The organism is Sphingobium sp. LB126 (assembly GCF_002795205.1).
Taxonomy (GTDB): domain Bacteria; phylum Pseudomonadota; class Alphaproteobacteria; order Sphingomonadales; family Sphingomonadaceae; genus Sphingobium; species Sphingobium chungbukense.
This window is the reverse complement of record NZ_NETV01000007.1, coordinates 37,746-54,459: the sequence shown is the minus strand read 5'-3', so window position 1 is coordinate 54,459 and position 16,714 is coordinate 37,746. Positions and strand designations below refer to the sequence as shown.

The window sequence follows — 16,714 nt, the reverse complement described above, 5'->3', positions numbered from 1 at the left end:
ATACAGCGCGACAGGCGTCAATAAACTCGTATCACAACTCTATCCTGACAGAAACTGGCGCACCGTCCTGACGTCGGGTTAGGCTATACTCCAGATTGACGCTAGCCTGTCGCTCTCGACTCGGGATGGAGGCAGGATGGCGCGGCGGCGATTATTGACCGGAGAAGAAAGGCGTCGCCTGTTCGATATCCCCCATGACGAAACCGCGATCGTCGGCCACTATACCCTTGCCGCCGAGGATCTCGAACTGGTCGGTCGCCGCTATCGCCCTGCCAACCGCCTCGGTCTGGCAACGCAGATCGCGCTTATGCGGCATCCCGGCTTCGGTTTGCAGCCCGACGTCGACGTCCCCGATGCGGTCCTTCACTATCTCGCCGCCCAGCTCTTCGTCGATGTTGATGCGTTCGCCGACTATGGCCAGCGCGCGCAAACACGTAACGATCATGCCGACATTGCGGCACGGCATCTGGGGCTACACCCTTTTCGGCGAGGGGATATACCGCTCGCGCTCGATCTCGCCGCAAGAGCTGCGGAGCGGACCGATCGGGGCGAACCTATTGTCCGCGCATTGATGGAGGGGCTGAAGCAGGAACGCTTCATTCTTCCATCGGCAGACACGCTCGAACGTGCGGGCCTCGCCGGCAGGGCACGCGCCCGCAAAGCCGCGGCGGCGCTCATTGTCGAAAGCCTGGGTCATGCCGAACTGGCGCGGATCGATGATCTGATCGTCAACAACAGCGACTTCGGCATGACGCCGCTGGCCTGGCTGCGCAATTTCGAGGAAGCGCCCACCACGGCGAACATCAACGGGCTGCTGGAACGGCTACGCTATGTGCGCGGAATCGGCATCGACCCGGCGATCGGCGCGAAAATCCCCGACTTCCGGTTCGCGCAGTTCATGCGCGAAGGTGGCGTTGCGCCGGCGTTCCTGCTCTCCGATTATAGCCTTAACAGGCGCCGCGCGACGCTGATCGCGGCGGTCATCGACCTCGATGCCAGGCTCGCCGATGGTGCGATCCAGATGTTCGACAGGCTTGTCGGAAGCCTGTTCACACGGGCGCGGCGCGGGCGGGAAAGGCGCTATCAGGACAGCATCCGCTCGGTCGGCGAACTTATGCGGCTGTTCGGCGCGACGATCGCCGCGCTGGGAGAGGCGGTCGAACATGGCGGTAATCCGCTCGAACTGATCGACGAAGCGGTAGGCTGGCACAGACTGGTCGCAGCCAAATCGCAGGTCGATGCGCTGGCCGAGCTGGCGGGCGAAGATGCGCTTGTCGCGGCGACTGGTCGCTATGCGACGCTGCGGCGGTTCAGCCCGGCTTTCCTCGATACATTCACGTTCAAGGCATCGGGGAGCGGATCGCAACTGGTCAAGGCCATCGAGGTCATCCGCGATACCAATGCCCGCAAGGCCCGCAGCCTGCCCGAGGGCGTTCCGCTCCCATTCGCCAACCGGCAGTGGAAGCGCCTCATCACCGAAGGTGGCCAGGTCGATCGCCGGCGATACGAGACGGCCATCATGGCCACGCTGCGCGATCGGTTGCGCGCCGGCGACATATGGGTCGAAGGAACCCGCAATTATCGCCGCTTCGACACCTATTTGCTGAGTCGACGCGATGCCGATAAGGTGGCCGACAGCCTGCCATTCCAGACCGATGCGGCCGCCTATCTGGAGGAGCGGGCAAGGACGCTCGACTGGCGGCTGCGCCGTTTCGCCAAGCAACTCAAGGCGAACAGGCTCGCGGGCGTGGCGCTCGAACGCGACCGGCTCAAGCTGCAACCCATGCCGGCGATCACTCCACCCGAGGCGGAGGCTCTCGATCGCAGGCTCGACGCCTTGCTTCCGCGCGTGCGGATCACCGAACTCCTGGTCGAGGTGGCCGAGCGCACCGGGTTCCTGAGCGCATTTCGCGATCTTCGGTCCGGCAAGGAGCATGACAACCCGCACGCGATCCTCGCCGCCATTCTCGCTGATGGATCGAATCTGGGTCTAGAGCGCATGGCCAACGCCAGCGACGGGGTGAGCTACGCCCAGCTTGCCTGGACCCACAACTGGTATTTGTCGCCCGAAAACTATCAGGCCGCGTTGGGGATGATCGTTGCCGCGCACCATGATCTTCCTTTCACGCGCCATTGGGGAGCCGGCACTAGTTCATCCTCCGATGGGCAGTTCTTCCGCTCGGGCCGCAACCGATCGGCGGCGGCCGACATCAATGCGAAATATGGCAGCGAGCCGGGCCTGAAGATCTACTCCCACCTGTCCGATCATTTTGCCTCGTTCGGATCGCGGATCATGTCGGCCACCGCCGGCGAGGCCCCCTACGTGCTGGATGGCCTGATGCTCGGCGCCGGCGCGCTACCGCTGCATGAGCATTACACTGATACCGGCGGCGCGACGGACCATGTCTTTGCCCTTTGCCATCTTCTCGGCTTCCGGTTCGTGCCCCGTCTGCGCGACATCGCCGACCGGAAACTCGGCTCGATCGCCGCGCCTTCGACCTACAAAGGCATCGAAAGCCTCATGGGCCGCACGATCAAGACGGCGGCGATCGAAGCCGATTGGGATGACATCGTCAGGATCGTCGCCTCCATTAAGGAAGGAGCCGTTGCGCCCTCCGCGATCCTGCGCAAGCTGGCCGCCTACAAGCGCCAGAACAGGCTGGATTTTGCGCTGGCCGAACTCGGCCGCATCGAGCGGACGCTATTTGCGCTCGACTGGCTTGAACAGCCCGACTTGCGTCGCGCCTGCCAGGCCGGCCTCAATAAAGGCGAAGCACGTCATACCCTTGCCGCCGCGATCTACACCAACCGACAGGGGCGGTTCACCGATCGCTCGATCGAGAATCAGGAATATCGGGCATCGGGCCTCAATCTGCTGATCGCGGCGATTTCTTACTGGAACACCGTCTATATGGACAGGGCCGCCCAGCATCTCCAATCATCCGGCGGCACCTTCGATGATGCGCTGCTTGCCCATCTCTCGCCGATGGGCTGGGTGCATATCAGTTTGACCGGCGACTATCTGTGGCAAAGGGCAAACCGGCTCTCCCCTGGCGAGTTCCGCACCCTCAACGATCCCATGGCCCGCCTCAAACTCGTGGCATAGCCAGTGTTCTCATTATGTCCGCCAAATCGTTGTCTGGCGCACAAACCTTGAGGTGACGCCATATAGTGTGCCCTGCGGACCCTTCAGCACCTCAACGCGCTGCACGTCGTTGCCAGCGAACTGGGACATTCGCGAATACGGCAGCGGAACTTCGTCAACATAGACTGTCACGGCGGGCACTGCGGAAATGCTGTAGTCGTAATAACCAACGCCCCGCAGCGTGAACACGGGAGCGCCATAAGCGCTTTTGGTATAGACGAGGCTCGGGACAAGCTTGCCGAGGCTCTCTGGGCTGACGGCACCGGCCCTGGCCAGCGTATCACCGCTGAATGCCGAGATGGTCATCGGAACGCGATTCAGGCTTTCTGAGCGCCTCTGGGCAGTGACCGTGATTTCCTCAATCACCGCGTCGCTTGTAGTTGGCTCGCTCTCCGCAACGTTCGGGCATTGATAGCTTGCGCAACTTCGGTCGCTGCCGACAGCGGGCTCCACGCCATAACAACATCCGCAATGCCAGTAAGGCAAATAATAATGCTGCTGGATGATTTTATGGCCATAATAGTCCTCCCCTTTGTCTTCGTCACGTAAATGTTCGTTCGCATATTATTAGATAGTTTAATCACCCCGCTACCTTCACAGCGGGACTCGCGATACGAGTACTGATACCGGTTGGCCGTGTATCGGTAAAACCGAAGATTCCGAATGCTATCGTCAGATTTCTGGGTGATATTATTGGACGAGCGGCGATTTAACCGCCCCGGGGTTGCTCCCCCGGGGCGGACCTGCTTGATTGTTGGTGTTTACCTTGAGGGTATCGCTCGGTAGATCGCCCACTATGGCGGGAGCTCATCGCAATTGGTAATCGGGGCGCATAGGAGCGAGGCGGATGGTGAGCAAGAGAATTGCCCCGATTGCCGATCCCGCCCCCATTAATGCAGCTACGCTCGATAGACCTATTCCATTCGTGAAAAGGTAGCCGGCAACAATCGGCGCAATGACGGCCCCACCACGGCCGACGCCGGCGACAAATCCGGTACTCGTCGCTCGTGTCTGGGTAGGAAAGGCGCGCGCAATGATCGCGTACATGCCGATCAGGCCACCAGTGCTGAAGAAGCCGGCGAGCGTTACTATGACAGTCATGAGAATCAAGTCCGCCTCGCTACGACCAAAGAATATGACAGCCATGGTCGAGCCGATTAGCATTGCCACCACCATACGCCTAAGGCCAAAGCGCTGAGCGAGCAGGCCGACGATCGCCCCCCCCACTATCCCTCCCACGTTTGCCCAGACCAGTACACCAGCGGCGGACGACTCGACGAAACCCATGTCGACCACGATTTTCGGAACCCATTTGAGAATAAAATAGAATGTGGTCATGTGTAGGAAATAGATGGCCGCAAACGTGATCATCATGCGCACTGACCCGGACTGCAGAATGTCACTATAGCCAGAACGCGGCTTCGTCTGTGCTGCTGGCAACTCCGCCGCATTGGGATGGCCCATGCGAGTGAGGATAGCGTTCGCCCTCTCCAATGCGTCGGGTTGCCGACGTTTACAGATGAAATGGAGGCTCTCCGGTAGCCATAGAACCACTACTGGGATGAGGATGGCGGCTGCAACCCCGCCAAATAGAAATACTGATCGCCAATCACCGTGCTGCAGAAGGAGCACCGCGGCAACACCGCCTAGCACCGCGCCGAGCGGATACCCGATACCCATTAGCGCGACGCAGAGATCGCGGCGAGGGTCGTTGGCGTATTCGGCCGCCATGGCATTGATAGACGACAACATGCCACCCATTCCTAGTCCAACCAGCACACGGTAGACAGAAAGATCGACGACACCACCTGCAGTGGCACACAACAACATCCCCGCCGACATCGCCAAGAGGCTGATCAGAATCATGGGCCGGCGTCCAATGCGGTCGGCGACGCCCCCGAACAAGATCGATCCGGCCGCCATGCCCAGCAATTCCATGGCAAGCACAATACCGAGTACCGACCGATCGATACCCCACTCCGCAGACAGGCCAGGCCCAGCGAAGCTGATCGACATGACGTCGATGCCGTCCAGCGCGTTCAGCACAATCGTGATCGCAACGGCTACTTTTTGCATGCGGCGCATCGGCTGCGTGTTAATGACCTGGACCGGATTTACTGCAGCGGAATGCGTAGGTTCCTGCTCAGCCGAACCGGCGCTCGTCGTTCTGGCCGGCATTACCACCCACTCCTCCCTCTCCGTTCTGGTTGGCTTAATTAAAAGCCCTAGTGACCCCGCGATTCTCAAACCGCAATTTCCGAAACCTGCACCAGGAAAGCATGACGATGATCGATTGGACAGCTGCACGAAGCCCTTTTGCCGGCACCGACGCTACAACACTATCAGGCCGCACAGTTCGCTAGGCATCGGCCGCCGGCCCCGGAAACGGCGACACCTCCTGGGGGCGGATGCAGTGACGTACTCCCTGTTTTTTCATCCATGCTGAGTGAGAGTTTTCCGGCCCTTTGAAGCCTGTGGGCAAGGAGCTGGAAAATGAAGAAGTCGCGCTACACGGAAGAGCAGATTGCGTCGCTGAAGCAGGCCGAAACTGGCACGCCGGCAGCCGAGGTCATTCGTCGTATGCGCCGCTGCGCGCATGGACGAAACGGTCGGCGAAGCCCGACCATGCGGCGACCTCGACCAGCAGGTCGGTGATGCGGACGCGCGGCAGCATCGCATAGAGCCGGGCCTTCAACGCCTCGCCGCCTCGATCCGCTCCGGCACCGTCAGCGCCTCGGTCATGCTGCGCAAGCTGGCGGGCTTCCCGCGACAGAACCCGGTCGCCCGCGCCCTGCGTGAAATCGGGCGGATCGAACGTACCCTGTTCATGCTCGACTGGTTCGACGATCCCGACCAACGTCGCCGCACCGGCAGCATCCTCAACAAGGGCGAGGCCCGCAACGCGCTCGCCCGCGCCATCTTCTTCAATCGCCTCGGCGAACTGCGCGACCGCACCTTCGAGAACCAGCGCCATCGCGCCTCTGGCCTGACCCTCGTCACCGCGGCAATCACGCTGTGGAACACCGTCTATCTCGACCGGGCCGTCCGGCATCTGCGCGGCAACGGTGTCGATGTGTCCGACGAACTGCTCGCCCACGTCGCCCCGCTGGGCTGGGAGCATGTCGGCCTCACCGGCGACTATCTCTGGGGGAAGATCGACAAGCCTCGCGAGCGGTTCAGGCCACTCCGCCTCCATCAAACCGGCCGCGACACTTAGCGTACGTTTTCGACCATCCTCTCACCGGTCCCCAGCAACGGGAATAGACGGGCCGTACCTCGCTGCGCTGCGGCCGCACCACCCCGTCGCTTCCCGCTGCCCCCCTCTCCTGCCGGCGTTCTTGGGCGTCCGTGTTCCGGCCGATGGCCTGCCATCGCCGGTCAGGCGATTTGAAGTGAGTAAGGACAATGACGCAGGACAACCGGGAAAGCTGGCTCAATCGGGTGGCGATGAGCATGGCACCCTTGTTCGAGGCGTTGGAAAGCCCCCTGCCCGCCCGCGTGCGCGTGGCAATCGGCTTCACCAGCGCGGGCCGCAAGGGCAAGGCGATCGGCGAGTGCTGGGATAACCGGCTGAGCGCGGACGGCCATTTTGAAACTTCATCCGGCCTGACCTCGCCCATGCGCCCGACGCCATGCCGGCGCAGATCGCGGCCATCCTCGCGCATGAGCTGGTCCATGCCGCTGTCGGCATCCCGGTGGGGCATGAGAAAGCGTTTAAATTGGGCTTGGCCTGGTCGGGCCGATGCGCGCCACCATCCCCGGCGAGGCGTTCCTTGCGGCCATCGGGCCGATCTCGGAGGGCGTCGGCCCCCTCCGTCCATGCCCGTCTCGACATGGACGGAGAGTCGACCGCTCCGAAGAAGCAGAAAACCCGGATGCTCAAATGCGAGTGCGCGACGTGCGGCTATACCGTCAGGACCGCGCGCAAGTGGCTTGAGCAGGCCGGAGCGCCGCTTTGCCCGATCGAGGATCACGGTCAGATGAGCCATGACCCGCTGGACGATGACGAGCCGGAGGAATGATGCGCCGTGCTTTCACATTTCAGAGTCAGCTCCGCCCTATCGTCATTTCAGCGACGATAGGGCTTCCCATCCCCGTCTAGCGTGTATACAAGTACAGAGCTATACGTGTAGGAGTGTAGCATGAAGGTTCTCGCCATTCTCTCACAGAAAGGCGGCGTCGGGAAAACGACGCTCGCAACCTGTCTGGCGGTCGCGGCCGAGCAAGCGGGCAAGGTGGCCGCGATCATAGACCTAGACCCGCAGGCGACGGCTTCGTTCTGGAAGGACGTGCGCCAGCTCGACACGCCCGCCGTGGCGTCGATTCAGCCGGTGCGCCTGCCCGCTATGCTCAAAGCCTGCGAGGATGCCGGCACCGATCTTGTCGTGATCGACGGAGCGGCAGTCGCGCGCGACGTGGCCTATGAGGCAGCGCGCCATGCCGATTTCATCCTGATCCCGACCAAGACTGCCGTGTTCGACACCATGAGCATGACGCACACGCTCGAGGTTGTGCGCCAGCTCGACCGTGCCTTTGCCGTGGTCCTTACCTTCGTGCCCCCGCAAGGTCAGGAAACAGGCGATGCGATTCAGGCCGTGGCGGAGCTGGGCGCGACGGTTTGCCCGGTGACGGTCGGCAACCGCAAAGCCTTTTTCCGCGCCCAAGCCGCAGGCCAGGCCGTGCAGGAGTTCGAGCCGCATGGGCCAGCGGCAGACGAAATCCGGAGACTATACGAGTATACAAATATATGCCTATACAATCAGGCGGGGGCGGCGTGATGGCGAAGGGCGGAAACAGCCTGCAGGCGGTGTTGAACCGCGCCAAGGCGGATGGAGACGCGGCCCCGGCCCCAGCGCCGACGATCGAGCTGGCAGATGTGGCGCGCAAGGTCCCGCAGAGCGGCCGACAGGGGACCAAGTTAATTGGTGGGCATTTCCCCCCGGAGGTCAGCACGCAGCTTCGTATCATCGCGGCCGAGGAAGGGACGACCGTTCAAAGCCTGCTAGGCGAGGCGCTGGACGACCTGTTCGTGAAGAAGGGCAGGGGACGGATCGCCGGATAGTATGGGCGTATACAAATATATGCCTATACTATCGCAAGCGGGTGGTCTTGTGCTTATTGCGGCAGAAGCCGATGAAGGCGGCGCGGGGGCTTTTCAGTTCGGGCCGCCCGCTGTCGATCCACCATGACACCCATTGGTCATAGAGCGCGTAAACGTCATAGCCAGGCGCAACGCTCTTGGCGTCGTGGAAGCCTTCGGGGTCGATATAGGGCCGCTCGGGTTCCGCCTCGATCGCCTCGACCGTATCCAGTGCCTCTCGATTGCGGAACATGACCGTATCGCCCTTCATTTCCACGGCATAGTCGGGCAGATGATCGTGCGCGACGAGATCGCGCAGCATCGAGCGGAACACGCGCAGATGGCTGCTCGCGCCGGTCTTTTTCTGTAGCGTTTCGACCGAGATCGACCATTTTTCCTGCGCGCCGCAATGCTTGCGCGCCAGCTCGTAGATGCGCCGTTCGAGCGGCTTGCGGAGTCGGAAATAGTCTCGGTGCAGCGTCAGGACGCTACGCCCCTCAACCATCTTGAACAGCCAGTCGGATAGCGTGACCTTGATTTCCGACATTTGGCCGGAGCGGGTTTGCCGCACGATCCGCCATTCGTTGATAAGGCCAAAACCTTCGGTGATTTCCTCGCCATCGGCCTTGATGTTCGTGGTGATCCGCGTCCCCGACAGCCGCTCGAACGCGCTCCGCAGCCGGTCATAGCCGTCGCCATCGGTTTGCCGGTTGGTCCACACCAGCAGATCGCGGGCGGTCAGGTGCAAGGTGCGGCTCGGCCGCTCCCCCTGGTTCATCTTCCCGATGAGCTGGGAGATGCAGTAGATTAGAATATCCTTGTCGTGGATCGTCGCCAGCCCTTTGACGCTGGGGACGATTTCGAGCTTGTTGCCGTTATGCTCGTAGCGGAAGACGCGCCGATCGGGCTTGGTCGCGAGCGAAAAAATCGGATGCTCCATCGAGGCCATGTCATCCTTGGGGATGGCGTCGAGAACATCGCAAATGAACAGATCGGGATCAGGATAGCGAACAGGCAGCAGGGGAGGGCGTCCCTCCGCGCCGCTCGGGGTTTCGTTGACGGCAAGCGGTAATTCGGGGTTTCGTTGACGATCAGGCTCGATTCGGGGTTTCATTGACGGGCAGCCTAGATTCGGGGTTTCATTGACGCAACAGAAAAGTTCGGGGTTTCATTGACGGCCGCCCGCGATTCGGGGTTTCGTTGACGCAGATTCGGGGTTCTGGAGTCAGTGGATTCGGGGTTCCGTTGACGGAAGAGGCCAAAGAACGGCCGATTCAAACAACATTTTCAATGAATTACTGGATCGCCAAAATCCCGTAACACAACTCTTTAACTCAAATATTAACACTAGGTCGGCCTGTGGATAACTTTTGGCCGCACCAAGCTTGATACTCAGCATCGTGGTTTCACCCACCAGCGCCGCGCTTGCCGCCAAGTCGAAATGAAGAAAGGCGCTGCCTCTTGGGGCTCGCCCCACAGGCTCGCGGCCTACGGCCGTCACGGATCGCTAAAGCGATCCTCCCACCCGAAATCCCCATAATGAGGCTTCGCCGGCACGCTTTTGTTGGTTTGGAGATCGGTTAAACGCTCGCTTCTGCCGCAACCACAGCGCCAGCGGCAACGTTACAATTAGCTTTCCAGAAAAAGCCAGGCGGAAATGTCGCCACAGGCGCGATTTCCGGGCCGCTAGACGCCGTACCGGACGTTTGGCAGGGCTGGAGAGGTTGAGCGCCCTTGGTGCTCTACGCGCTTCCAAGGCGGCCGATTTTTGGAAGCTAGATTCTCGCACGATCTCGCGCGAGGACACGAAAGTGCGTCTTATGGAGGGCATAGTGTGGAAGGTGCGCTAAACGAAGGGGTGGATGGCTCCCGCTCACCGGCTGAGGCAGTTTGCCTGGGCCACAATGGAGCGAGGAGCATGTCATGGGCAGGATCGTTACGGTCGGACTCGATATAGCGAAGTCGGTCTTTCAGGTTCACGGGGTCGATGAAGACGGCAAGGTCGTCGAGCGGCGGCAGTTGAAGCGAAGTCAGATGGTTCGCTATTTTGGCGAGTTGCCACCGGCGCTGATCGGCATCGAGGCGTGCGGTACCGCGCACCATTGGGCTCGTCAGCTTGCCGAGTTAGGGCACGAGGTGAGGCTGATTCCGCCGGCCTACGTGAAGCCCTATGTCAAAAGGCAGAAGAACGACGCTGCAGATGCGGAGGCGATCTGCGAGGCGGTGATGCGCCCTTCAATGCGGTTTGTCGCGGTGAAGTCAGTCGATCAACAGGCGGCCGGTGTGCTGCACAAGACCCGCGCGCTGCTGATCAAGCAACGGACGATGATGCTCAACGCCGTTCGCGCGCATCTGGCCGAATTCGGGGTCGTGACCGGCGCCGGCATTACACAGGCAATCCGTGCGGTTGCCGAGTTGGCCAGTCGGGAGGATCTGGGCCTGCCAGATGTGGCGCGGGAAGCGCTCGGCAATCTGGCCGGCCTGATCCAGGAATTGCAGGCCAAGCTGACCGCAGTCGACAAGCAGCTGACGCGTTGGCACTACCAAAGCGATGTAAGCAACCTCCTCGAGACGATCCCGGGAGTTGGGATAATCACGGCGTCCGCACTGGTCTCGTCGGTGACTGAGCCCAACGCATTCAAATCAGCGCGGCACTTCGCAGCCTGGCTGGGTCTCGTGCCCAAGCAGAACTCATCCGGCGGGAAAACACGGCTCGGGCGAATTACCAAAGGCGGTAACCGATACCTCCGCCAGTTGCTGGTGGTCGGCGCAACGGCCGTGCTGCGGCATGCGCGCGCAGGCAATGGGAACGTGCTGCCGTGGATCAAGGCGTTGCTCGATCGACGCCCCCCCAAAGTCGTTGCAGTCGCCTTGGCGAACAAGATGGCGCGCATCGCATGGGTGGTCATGACCCGTGGTGTGGAGTACGAACGGCGGGAGTTGGCGATCGCCGCTTGAGGCGGGCGATTGATGGACGAGGTTGAGGTGTGAGGAGAGACTGAAGGCAAGCCAATCGATCCACCGGGCACGGCAATCCCGCTTAGCGTTGAGAACTTCGAGTTCGCCTAGACGATGGTGATGCTGGTGCTGGCGGAATCCTTCAAGGCCCGCAGCCGTGAATGGGCTGCACCGACAGGCCGGACACGCGACTGCACTCGATTTGGCGAAGCAAACAGTCTGGAAATCACATCGCAACGCGGGAGCCATCCACACGCAACGCTAAGCGAGAACAATCAGCGAACGCTTAGGCTGCGCGGCGGCCCTATCCCAGAGGAAATCGCCGGAGAAAGCGATATGCTCCCAGCCTACCGGGGACGTATGGGCGAGGATTTCATCAGGCACCGGGACGGATATAGATCGCAGATGCTGGGCGACGGCATCCATGTAGATCGTGTTCCAATAGACGATCGCAGCGATGACCAGGTTGAGGCCAGCGTGGCATCGCCGGTGCAGATCGAGATTTTCGAGCCAGTCCAGCATGAACAGCGTGCGTTCGATCTTGCCGATTGTATACGCCTATACTCGGCTGTTTGAACGCGCCGTCTGAACGGTATCACGCTGGGTCGAACCGGCCTGCAAATTCGCGATCTGCGTAGTAGGCGAGCTTGGCGGAAATGATCGGCCGCTGCCCGGCGAGGAACAGCAATTCCAGCTCGCCGGGCACGACGCGGACCTCATCGGGGGTGAGGAGCGGCCGGCCGACATGTTGGATGAGCCCGGCGATCAGCTCCTTGGCTTCCTCGCTCCAGTGCGCCTCTCCGGCTTCGCCGGGAGTGTCATAGACCAGTGCATCGGCGAGCGTCATGGCGTCGTCGGCCAGATCGAGGCCGGCAGGGTCGATGCGATCGAGCAGATGAACGCGGCCGAGGCGATGCCCGTCACCCGAACGGATCGAGGACATGGACCGGGCCGAAGCGGGCCGAGCCGTGGGTGGCGTCGCTGTCGTCATAGCCGTAGCGCAGGATGAGGGGTTGAAAGAGCGCGCGCAGGCCGACGAGGATGACAACGAGCGCCGTCAGCATCATCGCCGTCTGACAGATGTTGGAATCATGCGGCAAGCCCAGCAGCGAGCCGAGGACGAGCTTCATCCCCAGCCCGAGCACCAGGCCGACGATCAGGAGCAGGAGCGCCACGCTTAGCAGATGGCGGATCAGCTTGATGGGGCTGAGGGTGAGGGCGGTGATCGCCCATACCGGGTTCTGGCGCGATATGCGCGCCAGGTTGCGGAGCGCGCGGCCGAGCTGGCGGAACCATTCCATGTCAGTCCGCCCCGATCGGCGTGACGGCCAACGCCGGATCGGCGTCGGGATGGCCCAGCAGCTTCAGGACTATCGCGGTGGCGAGGGGAGGGGGCACGGCTTCGTCGCGAAGCATGTCGAACAGCGCGTCGTCGTCAGGTGTGAGCGCCATGCCGTCGATCGCGAGATTGGCGCGGGCGTCGGCATCGTCCTCGCACCACATCGCCGCTTCGGCCGAGCTGCCCCGCTCATAGTCGAGCGCGCGGACCTCTGCCCGTATCGCCTCAATATCCAGCGCGCTCATTGTGCTTCGCTCCCTTCCGCTTCCGCGTCGAACGCGCGCTTGCCCCGCCGCTTCCACAGCGCCAGCGCATCGCCGTCGTCGCGCGCCTTCGCCGCCAGTTCGAGCAGCGCGCCGTAGAGGGTGGCGCGATCGTCGTCGGCGAGATCGACCAGGCCGGCCTTCTGGACGAGGCCGCCCAGCTCGATCAGGTGCCGGGTTCGTTCACGGCGTTGCACGACCCATCCTCTCGTATCGGTGCGGCGCTGCGCGGCCTCAGCCCTGCGAACCGCCTGCGCCAGCTTCGCCTCACTCCCCGCCGTTGTCCGCAGCGCTTTTGCCAGCCTTGCGCCCGCGCCGCTGAAAGAAAGCGGAGCCCTTCGCGCGCCACGCCTCCCTCGCACCGGCATCCTTCGATGAAGCGGCGTCGAGCAGTGCGCCCGCCAGTGTCTCGATATCGAGCGCATCGGCCCCGGTCGCCGCCACCAGCTCGCCGAGCTGTTGTACCTTGCGGGCCTTCAATGCCTTGGCCTTGTCGCCGAGGGCTTTCAGCTCCGCGTCATAGTCGCGCGCTTTGCGCATATTCTTCTCCCTCTCGCCCAGGATCGGGAGGCGCAGAGTAGCATGATTGGCCCGAGAGGGAACGGACCACAGCCGAAAATGCGGCAAAGTCAATCATGCGAACGGCAGAGAGTGTGAGTGCGCGCTTATACATCGTTGCCGACGTGCGCTCAGAAGGGCAGTATAGCGATCGTCATGGCGATCTACCATTTCTCGGCCAAGGTCATCAGTCGTTCTAATGGATCTAGCGCCGTTGCCAGCGCGGCCTACCGTTCGGCGTCCGAGCTGCATGATGACCGACTCGGGCGCGACCATGATTTCTCGAACAAGGCCGGCGTCGTCCATTCGGAGATCATGTTGCCCGAAGGTGCACCGGAGCGTTTAAACGATCGCGCGACCTTATGGAATGAGGTCGAGGCCGGGGAGAAACGCAGGGACGCGCAGCTCGCCCGCGAAGTCGAGTTCTCGATCCCCCGCGAGCTGAACCAGCAGCAGGGCGTCCAGCTCGCGCGCGATTTCGTCGAAAAGCAGTATGCCGAACGCGGCATGGTCGCCGACCTCAACGTGCATTGGGACTATGCCGAGGATGGCAGTCCGAAGCCGCACGCGCATGTCATGCTGTCGATGCGCGAGGTAAGGCCGGAGGGCTTCGGCCAGAAGGTGCGCGAGTGGAACAGCACGCAGCTCTTGCAGGGGTGGCGCGAGGCGTGGGCCGATCATGTCAACGAGCGCCTGGCCGAGCTGGATATTGATGCTCGCATAGATCACCGGACCCTGGTGGCGCAGGGCATCGAGCTTGAGCCGCAGCACAAGATCGGGCCGGCAGCGTCGCGTATGCCCGACCAGGGGCTTGAGGCCGAGCGGGTCGAGGACCATGCCCGGATCGCGCGCGAGAATGGCGAGAAGATCATCGCCAATCCCGAAATCGCGCTCGACGCGATCACCCGCAGCCAAGCGACGTTCACGCGGCGCGACCTGGCGCAGTTCGCGTTCCGCCACAGCGACGGCAAGGAGCAGTTCGATGCGGTGATGAGCGCGGTGCGGACCTCGCCCGAGCTGGTGGCACTGGGCAAGGACGGGCGTGGCGAGGACCGCTTTACCTCGCGCGACATGATCGACACCGAGCAGCGGTTGGAACGCGCCGGCGATCGGCTTGCCGACAGGGCGGGGCATGGTCTCCCGGCGGTGGGGCAGTGCTTGGGGACCACCGCCGGGAGTGAGGACCTGATGCTGGGGAGCCAGCAACAAGCCGCATTAATCCATATAATAGGCACGCAGGATATTGCCATCGTCGTCGGCTATGCCGGCACCGGCAAATCGACCATGTTGGGGGTTGCGCGCGACGAATGGGAGCGGGCGGGCTATCAGGTGCGCGGCGCGGCCCTGTCGGGGATCGCGGCCGAGGGGCTTGAGGGCGGCTCCGGCATCGCCTCGCGCACGATCGCCAGCATGGAATATCAGTGGGAGCAGGGCCGCGAGCTGCTAGGCCCGCGCGACGTGCTGGTGATCGACGAGGCCGGCATGATCGGCACGCGCCAGATGGAGCGCGTGCTGTCCGAGGCCGAACGGGCAGGGGCCAAGGTGGTGCTGGTCGGCGATGCCGAGCAGTTACAGGCGATCGAGGCCGGCGCGGCGTTCCGCGCGCTTGCCGAGCGCCACGGCGCGGCCGAGATCAACGAGGTTCGCCGGCAGCATGAGGACTGGCAGAAGGACGCCACGCGGGCGCTGGCGACGGGCCGGACCGGCGAGGCTGTCCATGTCTATGAGGCGCACGGCATGGTCCACGCGGCCGAGACGCGCGAGGCTGCGCGGGAAAGCCTAGTGGAGGGCTGGGATCGCGCTCGCATCGCCGATCCCGACAAGACGCGGATCATCCTCACCCACACCAATGCCGAGGTGCGCGATTTGAATCTGGCCGCGCGCGATCGGCTGCGCGACGCCGGCGAGCTGGGCCAGGACGTGCGCGTGTCGGCCGATCGCGGCGTGCGGGAGTTCGCGACCGGCGACCGCATCATGTTCCTGAAAAACGAGCGCGGCCTTGGGGTGAAGAACGGCACGCTGGGACAGGTCGAGCAGGTCAGTCCGGAGCGCATGGCGGTGAAGCTCGACGACGGCCGGCAAGTCGCGTTCGACCTCAAGGACTATGCCCATGTCGATCATGGCTATGCCGCCACCATCCACAAATCGCAGGGCGTGACGGTCGATCGTTCGCACGTCCTCGCCACCCCCGGCATGGACCGCCATTCTGCCTATGTGGCGCTGTCGCGGCACCGCGACATGGTGCATCTCCATTACGGCCGCGACGACTTCGCCGACGTGTCCCGGCTTGTCCGCACGCTGTCCCGCGAGCGGGCGAAGGATATGGCGTCGGACTATCCGATGTTCCGGGACCGCGACGGCAAGGTTCGGGCCTTTGCCGAGCGGCGCGGGCTTTCTGGCGAGGCCAAGGCCGTGGCTGAGCGACAGCCGCGGCGCGGCATGTTCGACGAGCTGAAACTGCCCCAGCGCACGCCAACGCCGGCGAAGGAAGCGCCTGCGCGTGCCGGGCAGGGCCAGGACCGTGCTTTCACGCGCGCGGTCGAGCGGGCCTCGCGTTCGGCCGAGGCGGTGTTGCAGGCCCGCGCGTCGGGTGGGCCTGTTCTCGAGCATCAGAAGGTCGCGCTCGAGCGCGCGACGGAGGCGCTGGACCAGATCAGGCCGTCCGCCTCGCGCGATATGGCGTCGGCGATGCAGCGCGACCCCACCTTGTTGCGCGAGGCGGCGGCGGGGCGCAGCGGCCCGATGGTCGAGGCGATACGCCAAGAGGCGCGGGTGCGTGCCGATCCGAACTTGCGGGCCGATCGGTTCGTGGAACGCTGGCAACAGCTCTCCCAGGACCGCGACCGGCTGTATCGCGCCGGCGACATCACGGGCCGCGAGAAGGCGGGCAAGGAAATGGCAGGCATGGCGAAAAGTCTTGAGCGCGATCCCCAGGTGGAATCGATCCTGCGCGGGCGCACCCGCGAGCTGGGGCTTGAAATAGGTATGGAGCGTGATCGCGACCTTGGCCGCCAGTTGACGCAGGATTTGGGGATTGGCCGTGATCGTGGCCTTGGTCGCTGATGTTTTTGCGGATAAGCGCCTATCATGCTAAGATGATATGCGTTAATCCGGAGGTGAACCATGAACGATATGACCCGATGGACCGTCTCGGTATCAAAGAACACCGATATCGCAGTGCGTAGCTTCCTCGCGCAGCGCGGCATGAAGAAAGGCGATCTTTCCCGTTTCATCGAGGAGGCGGTCAAATGGCGCGTTCTCGATCAGACCATCATCGAGGCGAGAGCCAAGTTCGAGGATATGGCCCCTGAAGATTTGGACGCGGTGATAGGGGAGGCGGTGGCCGCCGCGCGTCAGCCCGCAGGCTGACC

14 protein-coding genes and 3 pseudogenes are annotated in these 16,714 nt (G+C 62.8%); 8 read left to right on the top strand and 9 right to left on the bottom strand.

The genetic code is table 11. The features are described from left to right. The first annotated feature begins 136 nt into the window (after nt 1-136). Complete coding sequence (locus CAF53_RS26365; RefSeq protein ID WP_008603805.1) at nt 137-3,106, top strand: Tn3 family transposase; 2,970 nt, start codon at nt 137-139, stop codon at nt 3,104-3,106. Nucleotides 3,107-3,118: 12 nt separating this feature from the next. On the opposite strand, the gene CAF53_RS26360 is transcribed toward CAF53_RS26365, so the two are convergent. Both CAF53_RS26360 and CAF53_RS26355 read right to left on the bottom strand, forming a co-directional pair. Then, complete coding sequence (locus CAF53_RS26360; protein ID WP_242443687.1) at nt 3,119-3,511, bottom strand: Plug domain-containing protein; 393 nt, start codon at nt 3,509-3,511, stop codon at nt 3,119-3,121. A 441-nt stretch (nt 3,512-3,952) separates the two neighbouring features. Beyond that, nucleotides 3,953-5,323, bottom strand: coding sequence for an MFS transporter (locus CAF53_RS26355; protein ID WP_100240111.1), 1,371 nt, complete (start codon nt 5,321-5,323; stop codon nt 3,953-3,955). A gap of 511 nt (nt 5,324-5,834) precedes the next feature. On the opposite strand from CAF53_RS26355, the pseudogene CAF53_RS26350 reads away from it, so the two are divergent. The 4 genes and pseudogenes from CAF53_RS26350 to CAF53_RS26335 form a co-directional block, all read left to right on the top strand. Further along, nucleotides 5,835-6,362: pseudogene (locus CAF53_RS26350) on the top strand (Tn3 family transposase); the annotation flags it as partial. 188 nt (nt 6,363-6,550) lie between these two features. Further along, nucleotides 6,551-7,167 (top strand): annotated as a pseudogene (locus CAF53_RS26345) (transcription elongation protein SprT). Between the two features lie 120 nt (nt 7,168-7,287). Next, nucleotides 7,288-7,923, top strand: a complete 636-nt coding sequence (locus tag CAF53_RS26340) for an AAA family ATPase (RefSeq protein ID WP_100240110.1) — start codon at nt 7,288-7,290, stop codon at nt 7,921-7,923. Next, nucleotides 7,923-8,207, top strand: coding sequence for a ribbon-helix-helix domain-containing protein (locus CAF53_RS26335; RefSeq protein WP_100240109.1), 285 nt, complete (start codon nt 7,923-7,925; stop codon nt 8,205-8,207). Before CAF53_RS26340 ends, CAF53_RS26335 begins: the two co-directional genes overlap by 1 nt. A gap of 28 nt (nt 8,208-8,235) precedes the next feature. Here the strand turns inward: CAF53_RS26335 and CAF53_RS26330 are convergent, their stop codons facing one another. Then, the gene (locus tag CAF53_RS26330) at nt 8,236-9,339 is read right to left on the bottom strand and encodes a replication initiator protein A (RefSeq protein ID WP_100240108.1); all 1,104 of its coding nucleotides are present in this window, start codon (nt 9,337-9,339) and stop codon (nt 8,236-8,238) included. A gap of 809 nt (nt 9,340-10,148) precedes the next feature. On the opposite strand from CAF53_RS26330, the gene CAF53_RS26325 reads away from it, so the two are divergent. After that, nucleotides 10,149-11,183 (top strand): IS110 family transposase, encoded by a 1,035-nt coding sequence (locus tag CAF53_RS26325; protein WP_100240107.1) that lies wholly within the window; start codon nt 10,149-10,151, stop codon nt 11,181-11,183. A gap of 261 nt (nt 11,184-11,444) precedes the next feature. Here the strand turns inward: CAF53_RS26325 and CAF53_RS26320 are convergent. From CAF53_RS26320 to CAF53_RS26300, 6 genes and pseudogenes are all read right to left on the bottom strand, one after another. Continuing rightward, nucleotides 11,445-11,732 (bottom strand): annotated as a pseudogene (locus CAF53_RS26320) (Tn3 family transposase); the annotation flags it as partial. Between the two features lie 46 nt (nt 11,733-11,778). Next, nucleotides 11,779-12,126, bottom strand: a complete 348-nt coding sequence (locus tag CAF53_RS27730) for a type IV secretory system conjugative DNA transfer family protein (RefSeq protein WP_197707590.1) — start codon at nt 12,124-12,126, stop codon at nt 11,779-11,781. Continuing rightward, complete coding sequence (locus CAF53_RS27725; RefSeq protein ID WP_197707589.1) at nt 12,104-12,484, bottom strand: hypothetical protein; 381 nt, start codon at nt 12,482-12,484, stop codon at nt 12,104-12,106. The genes CAF53_RS27730 and CAF53_RS27725 overlap by 23 nt, the downstream gene beginning before the upstream one ends. Nucleotide 12,485: 1 nt before the next feature. Then, nucleotides 12,486-12,767 (bottom strand): hypothetical protein, encoded by a 282-nt coding sequence (locus tag CAF53_RS26310; protein ID WP_100240106.1) that lies wholly within the window; start codon nt 12,765-12,767, stop codon nt 12,486-12,488. Continuing rightward, nucleotides 12,764-12,982 carry a conjugal transfer protein TraD gene (locus tag CAF53_RS26305; protein ID WP_100240105.1) on the bottom strand — a complete coding sequence of 73 codons (219 nt, stop codon included), beginning with the start codon at nt 12,980-12,982 and terminating at the stop codon, nt 12,764-12,766. The genes CAF53_RS26310 and CAF53_RS26305 overlap by 4 nt, the downstream gene beginning before the upstream one ends. A gap of 70 nt (nt 12,983-13,052) precedes the next feature. Continuing rightward, entirely contained in the window at nt 13,053-13,325 is a 273-nt protein-coding gene (locus CAF53_RS26300) for a conjugal transfer protein TraD (RefSeq protein ID WP_100240104.1), read from the bottom strand. A 174-nt stretch (nt 13,326-13,499) separates the two neighbouring features. Here CAF53_RS26300 and traA point away from each other — a divergent pair, with 174 nt between their 5' ends. Together traA and CAF53_RS26290 are read left to right on the top strand one after the other, a co-directional pair. Then, entirely contained in the window at nt 13,500-16,406 is a 2,907-nt protein-coding gene (traA, locus tag CAF53_RS26295) for a Ti-type conjugative transfer relaxase TraA (protein WP_100240103.1), read from the top strand. Between the two features lie 60 nt (nt 16,407-16,466). After that, entirely contained in the window at nt 16,467-16,712 is a 246-nt protein-coding gene (locus tag CAF53_RS26290) for a ribbon-helix-helix domain-containing protein (RefSeq protein ID WP_197707588.1), read from the top strand. The last annotated feature ends 2 nt before the right edge of the window (nt 16,713-16,714 follow it).